The organism is Kitasatospora phosalacinea, assembly GCF_030268885.1.
GTDB lineage: Bacteria > Actinomycetota > Actinomycetes > Streptomycetales > Streptomycetaceae > Kitasatospora > Kitasatospora phosalacinea_C.
Genome location: NZ_BSSA01000030.1, coordinates 69,356 through 83,751 on the forward strand (window position 1 = coordinate 69,356; position 14,396 = coordinate 83,751).

A 14,396-nucleotide genomic window follows, 5' to 3' on the forward strand; every position below is an offset into this window, starting at 1 on the left:
GGGCAGCGGGCGTCGGCGGGGCCGGTAGACTCGGCGGGCACTGACAACGTTGACATCCGCCTCGGTGCACCGCCGGACCCGCCCCGCCCGCCTGGAGTACCCGCATGCCACTGGCGCTCGTCGCCCTCGCCGTCACCGCGTTCGCGATCGGCACCACCGAGTTCTCCGCGATGGGGCTGCTCCCGCAGATCGCCCACGGCCTGGACCGGACGATCCCGCAGACCGGCTGGCTGATCTCGCTGTACGCGCTGGGCGTGGTGATCGGGGCGCCGCTGCTGACCGCGGTGGCCGCGAAGCTGCCGCGCAAGACGGTGCTGATCGGGCTCGCCGGGCTGTTCACCCTCGGCAACCTGCTGTGCGCCGTCGCCCCGAACTTCGCCTTCCTCGCGGTGGCCCGGCTGATCACCGGCCTGCCGCACGGCGCGTTCTTCGGCGCCGGGGCGGTCGCCGCCGCCGAGATGGCCGCCCCGCACCTGCGGGCCCGCGCCGTGTCGGTGATGTTCTCCGGGCTGACGGTCTCGAACATCCTCGGCGTGCCCGCCGCCACCCTGCTCGGCCAGCAGCTCGGCTGGCGGGCCGCGATGCTCGTCGTGGTGGTGATCGGCCTGCTCGGCGCCGCCGCCATCGCCCGCTTCGTCCCGCACCTGCCCAGCCACCCCGGCGCGGGGCTGCGCAGCGAACTCGCCACCTTCCGCAGCGGACAGCTCTGGCTGGCCCTGGCCACCGTGGTGTTCGGCTGCGCCGGACTGTTCGCCTGCTACACCTACATCACCCCCACCCTCACCGAGGTCGCCGGGTTCGCCGAGGGCTCGGTCACCCTGGTCCTCGCCCTGTTCGGCGTCGGCATGACCATCGGCAACGTGATCGGCGGCTACGCGGCCGACCGGGCGCTGCGCCCGTCGATCTGCGCGACCTTCCTGGCGATGGCCGCAGCGCTCGGCCTGTTCGCGCTCACCGCGCACAACCGCTGGTCGGCCGCCGCCACGGTGGTGCTGATCGGCACGGCGGGCTTCGCCACCGTCCCGACCGTGCAGACCCTGGTCATCCAGAAGGCGCGCACCGCCCCCACACTGGCCTCCGCGACCGTGCAGGGCGCCTTCAACCTGGCCAACGCGACGGGCGCCTGGCTCGGCGGCCTGGCCATCGACGCCGGGTTCGGCCTGACCTCGCCCTCGCTGGTCGGCGCGGGCCTGTCGCTGCTCGGCTTCGCGATCGCCGCCGCCTCCTGGTCGGTGGACCGCCGCACCCCGGTGGCCGTCGCCGACCGGCCGGTGGCGGCCGGGCCCGCGGAGGCGGTGGCCACGACGGGCTGACGGGGCGGGCCAGCGGGGCTGGCCTCGACGGGACCGGGCGGTAGATGATCTTATGAGTCCGTCCGGGTCCTCGTGCGGGAGGCCCGCGCAGCCCGAAGGAGACCCCTCATGACCAGCCCCGACACCCGCCCCGGCCGGGTCGGCGTCATGCTGCCCCGCGACCTGCCCGTGCACCAGCTCCTCCCGTACGCGCGCCGCGCCGAGGAGCTCGGCTTCGACGAACTGTGGGTGGTCGAGGACCTCGGCTGGCGCGGCGGCGTCGCCCAGGCCGCCAGCGTGCTCGCCGCCACCGAGCGGATCACCGTCGGCATCGGCATCCTGCCCGCCGGGGCCCGCAACGCCTGCTTCGCCGCGATGGAACTCGCCACCCTCGCCCAGCTCCACCCCGGCCGCCTCACCGCGGGCGTCGGCCACGGCATGCGCGCCTGGATGGAACAGGCCGGCGGCGCCTGGCCCGCCAGCCCGCTCACCCTGCTGCGCGAGTACGCCACCGCGCTGCGCACCCTGCTGCGCGGCCAGGACGGCCCCGCCGACGGCCGCTACGTGCGCTGCCACGGCGTGCGGCTGACCGAGACCCCCGAGGTGGTGCCGCCCGTGCTGCTGGGCGTGCGCGGCCCCCGGTCGCAGGCCCTGGCCGGGCAGGTCGCCGACGGCCTGCTGCTCGCCGAACCCGCCGCCCCCGCCTACGTCGCCGCCTCGCTGCGCCACCTCGGCCGCCGGGACGCCGAGGTGGTCACGTACGACGTCGCCGCCGTCGACGAGGACGGCGGGGCCGCCGTCGACCGCGTCCGGGCCGGGCTGGCCGCGATCGGCGAACCCGACTGGGCGCCGCACGTCGACCCGCTCCCGTTCGCCGCCGAGTTCCGCGCCCACCGCGCCGCCAGCGCCGACGGCGCGCAGTTCGCCCGCACCCTGCCCGCCGAGTGGGTGCGCGCCCTCGCCGTCACCGGCACCCCCGCCGAGGCCCGGGCCGCGATCGCCGCCCGCCACGCGGCCGGGGCCACCTGCGTCGTCCTCGCCCCCGTCGGGCCCGACCCGCTGGGCGCCCTGAAGTCGCTTTCCCTCGCCCTGCCCGGCAACGGCTGACCCGGCGCCCGGAGCCGCCGGGTCACAGCGGCGCGGTGCACCGGTCGGCCCAGGACAGGGCCGGTTCGAGCGGCTCGTACCAGGAGCTGAGGCCGAGCAGCCTGCTGCCGAGCTCGGTGAGCCGCGCCGTCGGGTAGCGCTTGGACTCGTCCAGGACCGGGGCGCCGTCGGGGGTGCCGCCCGTGGTGCGGTCCCAGCGCGGGGTGCGCAGGTGGCGCCAGGCGTCGACGCGGGACTTGCGCAGCCGCTCGTGCTCCTCCAGGGCGGGCGCCATCGACAGGTACTGCACGGCGCGCACGCCCCGCTCGGAGCGGTTGGGGGCGACGCCGTGCGCCAGCAGGCCGTTCCAGATCAGCAGGTCGCCGGGGTGCAGCTCGGGGCGGACCAGCGGGAACTCGGCGCGGTCGACGGCCGGGCGCAGCGGGTCGCGGCCCGGCGGCTGGGCGAGCCGCCACGGCTCGAACCGGCGGAACAGCTCCGGGCTGCAGTGGAAGCCGCCGGTGTCCGGCGCGGTCTCGTTGAGCGCGATCAGCCCCTGCACCCGCTGCGGCGGCACGCCCAGGGAGGTGTCCACGTCCCAGTGCAGCTCGACCCCGTCGGAGCCGCGGTCGTCGGAGCAGCGGTCGACGGGGTCGAGGCGGGCCCGGTCGCGGCTGCCGCGGTTGGGCGGGTTGAGGTTGAGCCGGTCCAGGGTGACCCACAGCTCCTCGCAGTCCCAGACGTCCACGAAGGCGTCGTAGACCCGCTGGTCCTGCCGGCTGTCCCACTGCAGCTGGTGGTGGTACGCCTCGACGAAGCCGTGGACGTGCAGCTCCCGGTCCAGGTCGGAGCGGAACGGCCGGTCGGTGAACCAGCCGGCCGGGTCGTGCGGGTCCAGGCCCTGGAACTCCCAGGCGAAGTCGAGCATCCGGCGGGCGTGCTCGGCGGGCACCGCCTCGCGGACCACCACGTAGCCGTGGGTCTGCCAGTGCGCGAAGTCCTGCGGGGAGAGCACCCGCAGCGGACGGGACTTGGCCAGTTCGCGCAGGGTGTGCTGGGCGAGGAAGGACTCGCCGTCGGTGCTGAAGTACGGGCGGTCGCTCGCGGCCCGGTACAGGTGGGCGCGGCGGGACGGTGCGAACAGCATGGGGAAACCCCTCCGAGGAGCGTGCGGGAGGCGGGCGGACGGCCGTGCGCCCCGGCGGCGGCCCGCGAGCACGGCAGCGGCCCGCGGACACGGCGGCGGGCCCGGCCGGGCGGTTGACCCGGCAGGGCAGGGGCGCGGGCGACGGGGAAGGGCGGCACGGGGAGTGCGCCGCGGTCGCTCCGATCGCCAGATTGGTTCAGACCAAAGGTGTTGTCAAGTTCCTGACCGGTAACCAGGAGGGCCGCACGTCAAGCCCGTTGGGACCACGACCCGGCGGACGGTCAGGACCGGAACCGGGAACGGCGGGAGGCCGCCTCCGGACCCGGCGCCTCCGGCGGCCCGGAGGCCGCCGCGTCCGCCAGCACGGCCAGCGCCTCGTGCCACAGCGGGACCGCCTCCTCGGGCCGCCCCAGCGCGACCAGCGCGTGCCCGAGCTGCTCCAGGGCCCGCCCCCGGGCCCACCGGTCACCGGAGGCGCGGTGCAGCTCCAGGGCCCGGCGCAGGCAGCCGACCGCCTGCGGCAGCCGCCCGGACGCCCGGTGCACGGCGCCCAGGTGCAGCAGGGCCAGGCCCTCGGTGCGCGGGTCCGGACCGGTCGAGCGCAGCGACAGTGCCTCCAGCAGGAAGCGCTCCGCGTCCGCCAACCGCCCCAGCCGCAGCGAGGCGTCGCCCAGGTTGGTCAGGGTCACCCGCTCCACCCGGCGGTGCCCGAGCGTCCGGGCCAGCGGCAGGGCGGGTTCCAGCAGCTCCAGGGCCTCCGCGGCCCGCCCCTGGCGCAGGACCAGCTCCGCCAGGTGGTTGCGCGCCGCGCACTCGCTCTCCGGCTCCGTCCCGCCCTCCGCGCAGCGCTCCAGCGCCCGCCGCAGGTGGATCTCCGCCTCCACCGGCCGCCCCGCGTGCAACTGCGCCGTGCCGAGCAGCGCCAGCGACACCGTCAGGGCCCGCGGATCGGTGCTGCCGGCCGCCGCCGCGACGGCTATCCGGGCCGCGGCCAACCACTCCGCCCGGTGGTGCTGCCGGTGGAAGAACGACCAGAGCGCGAACGGCAGTTGCCAGGCCGCGGGCGGCCGCCCCGTCAGCGCCGCGTGCCGGATCAGCGCCAGCAGGTCGGCCAGGTGCGCCTCGCACCAGGCCACCGCGTCCTCGGCCGCCCCGAACACCGGCGGCCGCACCCCCGGCAGCGGCGCCGGCCCCGCCGGGCGGGACCCCGGCTCCAGCAGCCGACCGGCCGCGTCCGCGCCCTGCCGGTACCAGTCGTACAGCCGGTCCAGCGCCGCCGCCCGGTCCCGCGGGGAGTCCTGACCCTCCGCCAGCTCCCGCCCGTACACCTGCAGCAGCGAGTGGAAGCGGAACCGTTCCGGCCCCTCCGGCTCCAGCAGGTGGACGTCCGCCAGCACGTCCAGCAGCTCGTGCGCGTTGCCCGCGGTGGTGCCCAGCAGCGCCGCCGCGCTCTCCGCGGTCAGCGCCGCGCCCGGGTGCAGCGCCAGCAGGCGGAAGGCCCGGGCCGGCTCCGGGGCCAGCGCCCGGTACGACCAGGAGAACACCGTCCGCAGCGCCGAGTCGCCGTCGTCCGCCGCCGCCAGCACGTGCAGCCGGGTGCGGTCCGAGCGCAGCTCCTCGTTGACCCGGGACAGCGACAGGCCCGGCCGGGACAGCGCCCGCTCGGCCGCCACCAGCAGCGCCAGCGGCAACCGGCCGCAGCGGCGCACCAGTTCACCGGCCGCCGCGAGGTCCGCGTCCACCCGCTCCGGCCCCAGGGTGCGGCGCAGCAGCTCCACCGCCCGCTCCTGGGGCAGCGGGGCCAGCGTCACCCGCCGCGCCCCGTCCCGCACCACCAGCCCGGCCATCCTGGTCCGGCTGGTCACCAGCACCACGCACCCCGGCGCGCCCGGCAGCAACGGACGCACCTGGGCGGGCGCCGCCGCGTTGTCCAGCACCAGCAGCACCCGCCGCTCGGCCAGCAGCGTGCGCAGCAGCGCGCTGCGCTCCGGCACCCGCGGCGGGATCGTCCCCGCGTCCGCGCCCAGCGCCCGCAGGAAGCCGTCCAGCACCTCGCCCGGCTCCCGCGGCGCCCCCGAACCGCCGTGCCCCGCCAGGTCGCTGAACAGCACCCCGTCCGGGAACCGGTGGCGCACCCGGTGCGCCCACTGCACCGCCAGCGCGGTCTTGCCGATCCCGCCCATCCCGTCCAGCACCCACACCCGCGGCCCGCCCTCGCCCCAGCGCGGCCGGGCCGGGGACAGCGCCCCGTCCAGCTCGGCGAGCGCCGCCTCGCGGCCCGCGAACACGCCCGGCGCGGGCGGCAGTTGCACGGGCACGGCCACCGGTGGCGGCGGGGGAGCGGCCGCCGGGCGACCGGGACCGTCGAGGGCCGGGGCCTCCGGGGCGTCCGGCGGGCCCAGCCGTTCGGGGTCGACCCCCAGCGCCCGGACGCAGGCCGCGGCCAGCAGCGCGTTGCCGGGCCGCCGCCCGGTCTCCACCCGGCTCAGGTAGCTCTTGCTGTAACTGGTCGCCCGGGCGAGCTCCGCGAGGGACACCCCGCGCTCCTCCCGCAACGCCCGCAGCCGCTCGCCGAACCTCACCGGCCCCGGCCCCCACTTCCCCTGATGTGCCGTCACTGCCCCGCGGCGCGCGGTGCCCGAGGTGTTGCCAGTCGCCCCTGTCAACGGGCAACACCTTGCCGCCGCCCCGCACGGACCGGAGGATGGCGGACGGTGCCAGGCCCGCAGCACGCCGACGCGCCAGCCTATCCGCCGTCAGGGAAGCGGCGGAGCGGCCGCCCACCGGAACCGACCAGGCCGGCGCAGCGCGGTGCCCCGACGGACGCGGTGCCCCGGCAGAACCGCCCCGCCCCGCACCCCGCCGCGGGCACACTCGACAGATGCCCACCGAACACTGGCCGCTGCCCGGCCTGACCGTCCGCACCGAACGCCTCGAACTGCGGCTGCCCGCCGAAGCCGAACTGCACGAACTCGCCGACCTCGCCGCTCGCGGCGTGGTCGTGCCCGGCACCAGGCCCTTCGGCTCCACCTGGGCCTACGGCACCCCCACCGAACGCGCCCGGGCCGTCCTCAGGTCGCACTGGCGCGCCCAGGCCACCTGGACCCCCGAGGAGTGGAGCCTGCCGCTGGCGGTCTTCGTCGACGGCCACCCCGTCGGCGTCCAGTCCGTCCGCGCCACCGACTTCGCCCTCCGCCGCGAGATCCTCTCCGGCTCCTGGCTGGCCCTCCCGCACCACGGCCGCGGCCTCGGCACGGCCGCCCGCGCCGCCATGCTCCACCTGGTCTTCGCCGGGCTCGGCGCCACCGACGCCACCTCGCACTGCTACGCCGACAACGCCCCCTCCCTCGCCGTCTCGCGCCGCCTCGGCTACCGGCCCGACGGCATCCGGCGCGACAGCCGCCGCGGCGAGCCCGCCACCGTCCTGCGGCTGCGGATCACCCGCGAGCAGTGGGAGGCCACCGAACGCCCCGAGGCCCGGCTGACCGGCCTGGACGCCTGCACCGAACTCTTCGGCCTCTGACGCCGGGCACGACCGCGGGCACCCGTCCGTTCAGCCGGTGCGGGGAGGAGAACGGAGCGGAGCACTGGTGCCCTACCTGATCGTGCTGGGCGTGCTGGGCGCGGTGCTGACCGCGCTCGGCCTCGCCGGGCGGGCGCTGCGCCGGCGCGGCGGCACCGGCGCGTCCGCGCTGCGCGGCGCACTGGCCGGGTACGAGGAGGCGATGCGCGCCACCTCGTACCAGGCGCACGTGGAGCTGCGGGCCGAGGCCGACCGCGTCGCCCCGGTCGCCGCGCCCGACGGCTTCCGGCCCGTCCCGGGCCCGCGCGGCGACCGCCGCCCCGACCCGGTCAGGCGCGGGCGTCGCCGGTGGCGGCGGCGGTGACCGTCACCTTGAGGTGCTTCATGATCGGCTGGTCGCTCTGCGTGGAGTAGTCGCCGAGCGCGCACAGCACGTTCATCTCCGGCATGTAGCCCGCCGCGCAGCCCCGGGGCAGGTCGTACGGGACGGCGAGGTAGCCGTGCAGCGAGCGGGTGGAGCCGTCGCGGGCGGTGGCGGTGACGTCCACCGGGTCGAACTCGCCGAGGTGGCGCTCGCGCATGTCCTGGCGGTTCATGAACACCAGGGTGCGCAGGTTCTTCACGCCCCGGTAGCGGTCGTCGTCCGAGTAGATCGTGGTGTTCCACTGGTCGTGCGAGCGCATCGTCCCCAGGACCAGGGTGCCGGGGGCGGGGATCACGTCGGGCAGCGGGGCGGTGGAGAACTCGGCCCTGCCCGAGGGCGTCAGGAACACCAGCTCGCGGGCGGGCTGCCGCAGCCGGAAGCCCAGCGGCAGGCGCACCCGCCGGTTGAAGTCCTCGAAGCCGTCCAGCACCTTCGCCATGGTGTCGCGGATCCGGTCGTAGTCCTCGACGTACCACTCCCAGGGCGTCGCGCTGCCCGGCAGCGCGGCCCGGGCCAGACCGGCGATGATCGCCGGCTCGGAGAGCAGCTGCCGGGACGCGGGCTTCTTCCGCATCCCCACCGACAGGTGCACCATGCTCATCGAGTCCTCCACCGAGACGGACTGCACCCCGCCGCGCTGCCGGTCCTGCTCGGTGCGGCCCAGGCAGGGCAGGATCAGCGCCCGCCGCCCGTGCACCAGGTGGCTGCGGTTCAGCTTCGTCGACACGTGCACCGTCAACTCGCAGCGGCGCAGCGCCTCGTGCGTGCGGGCGGTGTCCGGCGCGGCCAGCGCGAAGTTGCCGCCCATCCCGACGAAGACCTTCACCTCGCCGCGCGCCATCGCCCCGATCACCCCGACGGTGTCCAGCCCGTGCGCACGCGGCGCGTCGATCCCGCAGACCTGCGAGAGCCGGTCCAGGAACTCCGGCGCCGGACGGTGGTCGACCCCGCAGGTCCGGTTGCCCTGCACGTTGGAGTGCCCGCGCACCGGCGACGGACCGGCGCCCTCCCGGCCCAGGTTGCCGCGCAGCAGCAGCACGTTGACGATCTCCCGCACGGTGTCCACCCCGTGCTCGTGCTGGGTGACGCCCAGGCACCAGGAGAAGATCGACCGGTCCGCCTCCCGGTAGATCCGCGCCGCCGCCAGCAGCTGGGGCCGGCTCAGGCCGCTCTGCCGCTCCAGCTCCTCCCAGGGGGTCTTCTCCACCAGCTCCCGGTACGCCGCGAACCCGGTGGTGTACCGCTCGATGAAGTCCTCGTCCAGCGCCTTCGGGTCCTGCGCCGACTGCTCCAGCACCGCCTTCGCGATCCCCCGCAGCAGCGCCAGGTCGCCGCCGATCCGCACCTGCAGGTTCAGGCTGCTGGTGGACGTCGCCCGCCCCAGCGCCATGTTCGCGAACTCGTGCGGCACGATGGTGCGGGTCGCCGCCGCCTCCACCAGCGGGTTGACGTGCACCACCTTCGCCCCGCGCCGGGTCGCGTCGGCCAGCGCCGTCAGCATCCGCGGCGCGTTGGACGCCGCGTTCACGCCCAGGATGAACAGCGCGTCCGCGGCCTCCCAGTCGCGCAGGTCGGCCGTCCCCTTGCCCGTCCCGAGCGCGGCCGTCAGCGCCCGCCCCGACGCCTCGTGGCACATGTTCGAGCAGTCGGGCAGGTTGTTGGTGCCCAGTTCGCGGGCCATCAGCTGGTACAGGAACGTGCCCTCGTTGCTCAGCCGCCCCGAGGTGTAGAACGCCGCCCGGTTCGGGTCGTCCAGGCCGCGCACCACCTCGCCGAACAGGTCGAAGGCCCGCTGCCAGTCGATCGGGACGTACCGGTCGGTGTCGGGGTCGTACACCATCGGCTCGGTGAGGCGCCCCTGGTCCTCCAGCGCGAAGTCGCTCCACTGCGACAGCTCGGAGACGGTGTGCGCCGCGAAGAACTCCCGGCCCACCCGCTTGCCCGTCATCTCCCAGGTGACATGCTTGATCCCGTTCTCGCAGATGTCCAGGTGCAGGCCCTTGTAGTCGTCCGGCCAGGCGCACCCCGGACAGTCGAACCCGCCGTCCTCGTGGTTCATCCTCAGCACCGCCCGGGGGCCGTCCACCCACTCCCCGGTCGCCGCCAGCACCTTCGTCACGCTCTTCGCGGCCCCCCAGCCCGCCGCCGGATGCCGGTACGGTGCGAACGACGGCGGCGCCGACGGCTCCGCCCCCACGCTCGGCTCCACCTGCGGTTCCTCTTCGGCAGCGGTCACGGCACGCCTCCCGGCTCTCGGGCACTCCTCACGGCAACGGCACCCCCATCGTGCCCACCGCGGCCCCGTCCGCGCCCCACCGCCGCGCCGGGCGGGTGGTACCCGGCACGGCGGGACAGGGCGGTTTCCCGAACCCCGAAGACGGGCGCTGGCACCATCGAAACGCCCCGCCCCGCCCGGCCACGATGAAGGCATGGACGAGCGAACGACCGACGCGAACGGCACCAACGGCACCAACGGCACCAACGGCACGGCAGCCCGGGCGGACGGACTGCACCGGCAGTACGGGCGCGGCCCCCGGGCGGTGGCGGCCCTGCGCGGAGTCAGCGCCCGGTTCGCGACCGGCACCTTCACCGCCGTGATGGGGCCCTCCGGGTCCGGCAAGACCACCCTGCTGCACTGCCTCGCCGGAATGGACCGCCCCGACCGCGGCACCGTCCGGTGGGGCGACACCGAGATCGGCGCCCTCCCCGAACGCCGACTCGCCGTCCTGCGCCGGGAGAACGTCGGATTCGTCTTCCAGGCCTTCAACCTGATGCCCGCCATGACCGCGGCCCAGAACGTCGAACTCCCCGGCCGCCTCGCCGGACACCGCCCCGACCGGCGGCAGGTCCACGAAGCCCTGGCCAGGGTCGGCCTCGCCGACTGCGCACGCCACCGCCCCGCCCAGCTCTCCGGCGGCCAGCAGCAGCGCGTCGCCCTCGCCCGGGCCCTGGTCACCCGCCCCCGCGTGCTGTTCGCGGACGAGCCCACCGGCGCCCTCGACCGCGCCACCGGACGGGAGGTCCTCGCCCTGCTGCGCGACGGCGTCGACCGCGACGGCCGGACCTGCGTCATGGTCACCCACGACCCGGTCGCCGCCGCCTACGCCGACCGGGTCCTGCTGCTCGCCGACGGCCGCCTGGTCGACGAACTCCACCACCCCACCGCCGACCGGGTCGCCCGCGCGCTCGCCCTCGCGGACGGCACCCACGGCACCCACGCGACGACCGGAGGGACCGGACGATGACCGGCACGACCGTCGCCCTCGCCTGGGCCCAACTGCGGCGCCGACCGGCCGGGTTCACCGGCCTCGCCGCGGCCCTGCTGCTCGCCGTCGCCGCCGTCACCGCCCTCGGCGCGCTGCTCGGCGCCGAACGCGGCCTCACCGCGGCGCAGCGGCAGGCCGTCGACGGGCCCGGCGTGCCGCTGATCGCCGGGGCGTTCGGGGAGATCACCGTCCTGGTGGCGTTCTTCGTCGCCCTGCACACCCTCGGCTTCGCCCTGCGCCACCAGTACCGCGACCTCGCGCTGCTGCGCACCGTCGCGGCCACGCCCCGACAGGTCCGCCGACTGCTGCGCGCCCAGAGCGCCCTGGTCGTCCTGGCCGTCGCCGCCCCCGGCGCCCTGCTCGGCACCGCCGCCGCCCGCGCCTTCCTCACCGGCCTGCAGCGCCACGCCCTGGCCGCACCGCGGGCCCGGATCACCGACACCGTCCCCGCCGCGCTCGCCGCCACCGCCGTCACCCTGCTCCTCGCCACCGCCGCCGCGACCGCCGCCGCCCGCCGGATCACCCGGCCCGCCCCGGCCGCCGCGCTCACCGGCAGCACCGGCACCACCCCCGGCCCCGGGCCGCTCCGGCTCGCCGCCGCCGCGGCCGCCCTCACCGGCGGCGTCCTGCTGCTGCGCCTCGCCGCGACCCGACCCGCCGAACACGTCGACAAATCGGCCCAGGCCGCGCTGCTCGCGACCCTGGCCCTGCTGGCCGCCGCCGCCCTCGCCGGACCCCTGCTCACCCGGCCCGCCGCCGCCCTGCTCGGCGCCGCCACCCGCGTCCTCGCCCCCGGCACCGGCTGGCTCGCCGACGCCAACCAGCGCGGCCACGCCCACCGCCTCGCCGCCGCGGTCGTCCCCGTCGCCCTGCTCACCGGACTGTCCACCACCATGGCCACCATGACGGCCACCGCCCGACACGCCGCCCGCGCCACGGGCGCACCGGGCGGGGCCACCTCCGCCACCGACATCTGGCTGCGCCAGACCGAACTCGGCCTCCTCACCGCCTTCGGCGCCGTCGCCACCCTCACCACCCTGATCGGACTGACCGCCGAACGCCGCCGCGAACTCGCCCTGCTACGGCTGGTCGGCGCCACCCGCCCGCAGGTGCTGCGCACCGTCACCACCGAAGCCGCCCTCACCTGCGCCGTCGGCCTGCTCCTCGGCACCCTCGTCACCGCCGCCACCACCAGCGCCTTCAGCACCGCGGCGCTCGGCGGCCCGCTCCCCGCCGTCCCGCTCGCGACCTGTGCCCGCATCGCCGCCGCGGCCCTGCTGCTCACCGTGCCCGTCACCCTCGCCACCGCGGCGGTCGCCCTGCGGGGGTCGGCGGTGGAGGCGGCGGGCGGGCGCGAGTGAGGCACGGCGGGGTGGTGCAAGGTGGTGTCCGGATCGGGGTCGGTGCGAGAGGCGGGGAGGTCGGTGGCGGTGGGCAGGACGGGGCGGTGGTGGGCGGTGCGGCCCGGGGAGTGGGGGTTCGCGGTGGCGGGGCTGGTACCGGCGCTGCTCGGCGGGGCGTACGCGTGGGCCGCGCTGTACGTCGGGGTGCTGCTGTCGCTGACCGTGGTCGGTCTGCCGGTGGTGGCGGCCGCCCTGACCGGGGCCAGGGCGCTGGGGCGGCCGCACCGGTGGCTGGCCGGGCGGCTGCTGGGTGCGCAGGTGCCCGACCCCGGGCCCGTGGTGCGGGCGCCGGGAGCGGTCGGGGCGCTCCGGGCGGCGCTCACCGACGTCGTGGCCTGGCGCACCCTCGGCTACCTGCTGCTGCGACTGCCGCTGGGACTGCTCGGGGCCGCCCTCGTCCTGCTGCCGATCGGCTGCCTGTGGCTGCTCGGCTTCCCGCTGTGGCTGCGGCTGCTGGAGGACGGGCCGCACCCCGCCGGGGCGTTCGACCTGCTCGGACCGCTGCTGGGCCTGGCCGTGCTCGCCGCCGTCCCGCCCGCCGTCCGGCTGCTCGCCGGGGCCGAGCGGCGGCTCGCCCGCCACCTGCTCGGACCGGCCCGCGCCCAGCAGCGGGTCCGCGACCTGGAGGCCGCCCGCCACACCCTGCTCAGCACCGGGAGCGACCGGCTCCGCCGCCTCGAACGCGACCTGCACGACGGCACCCAGGCCCGCCTGGTCGCCGTCGCCATCACCCTCTCCCTCGCCGACGACGTCCTCGCCGACCCGCACCCCGACCCGGCGCGGCTGCGCGCCCTGGTCGACCGGGCCCGCCACCAGACCGACGACACCATCGCCGAACTGCGCGTCCTCACCCGCGGACTGCGACCCACCGGTCTCGACGGCGGACTCGCCGAGGCGCTGCCCGCGCTCGCCGCGGGCTGCGCCGTCCCCGTCACCCTCCGCCTCGACCTCCCGCGGCGTCCGGACGAGGCGGTCGAGCAGACCCTCTGGTACTGCGCGGCCGAGCTGCTCACCAACGTCACCCGGCACAGCGCCGCCCGCTCCGCCGAACTCACCCTCGAACCCGTCGCGGTCGGCACCGCCGGAGCCGTCGACACCGCCGGTGGCCGCCGCGAGCTGATCCGCCTGACCGTCCGGGACGACGGCCGCGGCGGGGCCGCCCCCGACCCGGGTGCCGCCGCGGACGCCGCCGCGGGCAGCGGCCTCGCCGGACTGGCCGAACGCCTCGCCGCCGTCGACGGCCGCCTACGGGTCGACAGCCCGCCCGGCGGCCCCACCACCGTCACCGCCGAACTGCCCGCCCGGCTGTGAGCCGGGCCCGCCCCGCAGCCCGGCCGGGCCCGCGGCCGGGGCGCGGCCCGGCGGGGGCCCGAGCGGCGGTCGCGGCTCCCGGCCGCCCGGACCGTTGCGGACGGCGCGCGGGGAGGCGCCGAGCTCGCGGCGGCACGCCTTGTTGAACGCCTGGAGGTCGGGGATGCCGACCGACGCCGCGACGGCGGGGATGGACAGGGTGGTGGCCTGCAGGAAGTGGCGGGCCCGCTCCATCCGCCGGGCGCGCAGGTAGCCGACCACGGTGCTCCCGGTGGCGGCGCGGAAGAGCCTGGTCAGGTGGTTGTGCGAGACGCCCGCCGCCCTCGCGATCTCCGCCACGCCCAGCGGCCCGGCCAGGCGCGCCTCGATCACCGCCAGGGCGGTCGCGACCGCCGGATGGGGCGCGGCGGCGTCGGGCGTGCGCGGCGGGGCCAGCTGGGCCACCCGCCACAGCGCCGCCCAGACCTCGGCCGTCGCGCGGGCCGGTGAGTGCGGCCAGGCCGCCAGTGCGCTGTTCAACTGCGCGGCGAGCGGCGCGAGTTCGGCTCCGGCGTCCTGGATCACCGGAATGCCGGTCGGCGGACCGGCCGATCCGAGGCGCAGGTGCACGTACAGGTGCTCGGAGCGGCCCCGGTAGCGGTAGCGCACCGTGCTGCCGGGCGGGACGAGGCTGACCCGGCCCGGGCGGATCGCGTGCGCGGTGCCGTCCACCGTCAGGTCGGCCTCGTAGCCGTAGAGGTGCAGCTGCCACAGGTTCGGCAGCGAGAACACGTCCGTACGGTCGGCGCAGCCGTGCACGCCGATGCCGACGGCGGCCAGGCCGGGAGGTTCGTCGAGGTGGGCGAGTGCGGTGTCCACGCCCGAGTTCTACCACCCCGCCTGCCGCCCCGGTCCGCCGCCGTCCCCGTCCCCGGCGACGGCCCCCGGCGGGGCGGCGGACGGTG

General features: G+C 77.1%; 11 protein-coding genes. 7 read left to right on the top strand and 4 right to left on the bottom strand.

Annotation, left to right across the window (positions count from 1 at the left end; translation table 11 throughout):
* Positions 1 to 104: 104 nt before the first annotated feature.
* Together QSK52_RS31480 and QSK52_RS31485 are read left to right on the top strand one after the other, a co-directional pair.
* Positions 105 to 1,313 (top strand): MFS transporter, encoded by a 1,209-nt coding sequence (locus QSK52_RS31480; RefSeq protein WP_285739632.1) that lies wholly within the window; start codon positions 105 to 107, stop codon positions 1,311 to 1,313.
* Between the two features lie 108 nt (positions 1,314 to 1,421).
* Positions 1,422 to 2,399 carry an LLM class flavin-dependent oxidoreductase gene (locus QSK52_RS31485; RefSeq protein WP_285739633.1) on the top strand — a complete coding sequence of 326 codons (978 nt, stop codon included), beginning with the start codon at positions 1,422 to 1,424 and terminating at the stop codon, positions 2,397 to 2,399.
* Positions 2,400 to 2,421: 22 nt separating this feature from the next.
* Here the strand turns inward: QSK52_RS31485 and QSK52_RS31490 are convergent, their stop codons facing one another.
* On the bottom strand, positions 2,422 to 3,525 hold the full coding sequence (locus tag QSK52_RS31490) for a phytanoyl-CoA dioxygenase family protein (protein ID WP_285739634.1): 1,104 nt from the start codon (positions 3,523 to 3,525) through the stop codon (positions 2,422 to 2,424).
* A 281-nt stretch (positions 3,526 to 3,806) separates the two neighbouring features.
* Positions 3,807 to 6,257: an ATP-binding protein gene (locus QSK52_RS31495; protein WP_352230331.1), complete on the bottom strand. Its 2,451-nt coding sequence runs from the start codon at positions 6,255 to 6,257 to the stop codon at positions 3,807 to 3,809.
* A gap of 149 nt (positions 6,258 to 6,406) precedes the next feature.
* Between QSK52_RS31495 and QSK52_RS31500 the strand changes: the two genes are divergently transcribed.
* On the top strand, positions 6,407 to 7,048 hold the full coding sequence (locus tag QSK52_RS31500) for a GNAT family N-acetyltransferase (RefSeq protein WP_285739636.1): 642 nt from the start codon (positions 6,407 to 6,409) through the stop codon (positions 7,046 to 7,048).
* A gap of 67 nt (positions 7,049 to 7,115) precedes the next feature.
* Positions 7,116 to 7,412 carry a hypothetical protein gene (locus tag QSK52_RS31505; protein WP_285739637.1) on the top strand — a complete coding sequence of 99 codons (297 nt, stop codon included), beginning with the start codon at positions 7,116 to 7,118 and terminating at the stop codon, positions 7,410 to 7,412.
* Here the strand turns inward: QSK52_RS31505 and QSK52_RS31510 are convergent.
* Positions 7,378 to 9,681 (bottom strand): FdhF/YdeP family oxidoreductase, encoded by a 2,304-nt coding sequence (locus tag QSK52_RS31510; protein ID WP_285739659.1) that lies wholly within the window; start codon positions 9,679 to 9,681, stop codon positions 7,378 to 7,380. The genes QSK52_RS31505 and QSK52_RS31510 overlap by 35 nt on opposite strands.
* A 220-nt stretch (positions 9,682 to 9,901) precedes the next feature.
* Here QSK52_RS31510 and QSK52_RS31515 point away from each other — a divergent pair, with 220 nt between their 5' ends.
* The 3 genes from QSK52_RS31515 to QSK52_RS31525 all read left to right on the top strand — a co-directional run bounded on the left by QSK52_RS31515 (position 9,902) and on the right by QSK52_RS31525 (position 13,452).
* The gene (locus QSK52_RS31515) at positions 9,902 to 10,717 is read left to right on the top strand and encodes an ABC transporter ATP-binding protein (RefSeq protein ID WP_285739638.1); all 816 of its coding nucleotides are present in this window, start codon (positions 9,902 to 9,904) and stop codon (positions 10,715 to 10,717) included.
* On the top strand, positions 10,714 to 12,099 hold the full coding sequence (locus QSK52_RS31520) for an FtsX-like permease family protein (RefSeq protein WP_285739639.1): 1,386 nt from the start codon (positions 10,714 to 10,716) through the stop codon (positions 12,097 to 12,099). The genes QSK52_RS31515 and QSK52_RS31520 overlap by 4 nt, the downstream gene beginning before the upstream one ends.
* 63 nt (positions 12,100 to 12,162) lie before the next feature.
* Positions 12,163 to 13,452, top strand: a complete 1,290-nt coding sequence (locus tag QSK52_RS31525) for a sensor histidine kinase (RefSeq protein ID WP_285739640.1) — start codon at positions 12,163 to 12,165, stop codon at positions 13,450 to 13,452.
* Here QSK52_RS31525 and QSK52_RS31530 read toward each other — a convergent pair.
* A complete protein-coding gene (locus tag QSK52_RS31530; protein ID WP_352230332.1) occupies positions 13,387 to 14,310 on the bottom strand; it encodes a helix-turn-helix domain-containing protein in 924 nt (307 codons plus the stop codon). The two genes, QSK52_RS31525 and QSK52_RS31530, sit on opposite strands and share 66 nt — an antisense overlap.
* Positions 14,311 to 14,396: the final 86 nt, after the last annotated feature.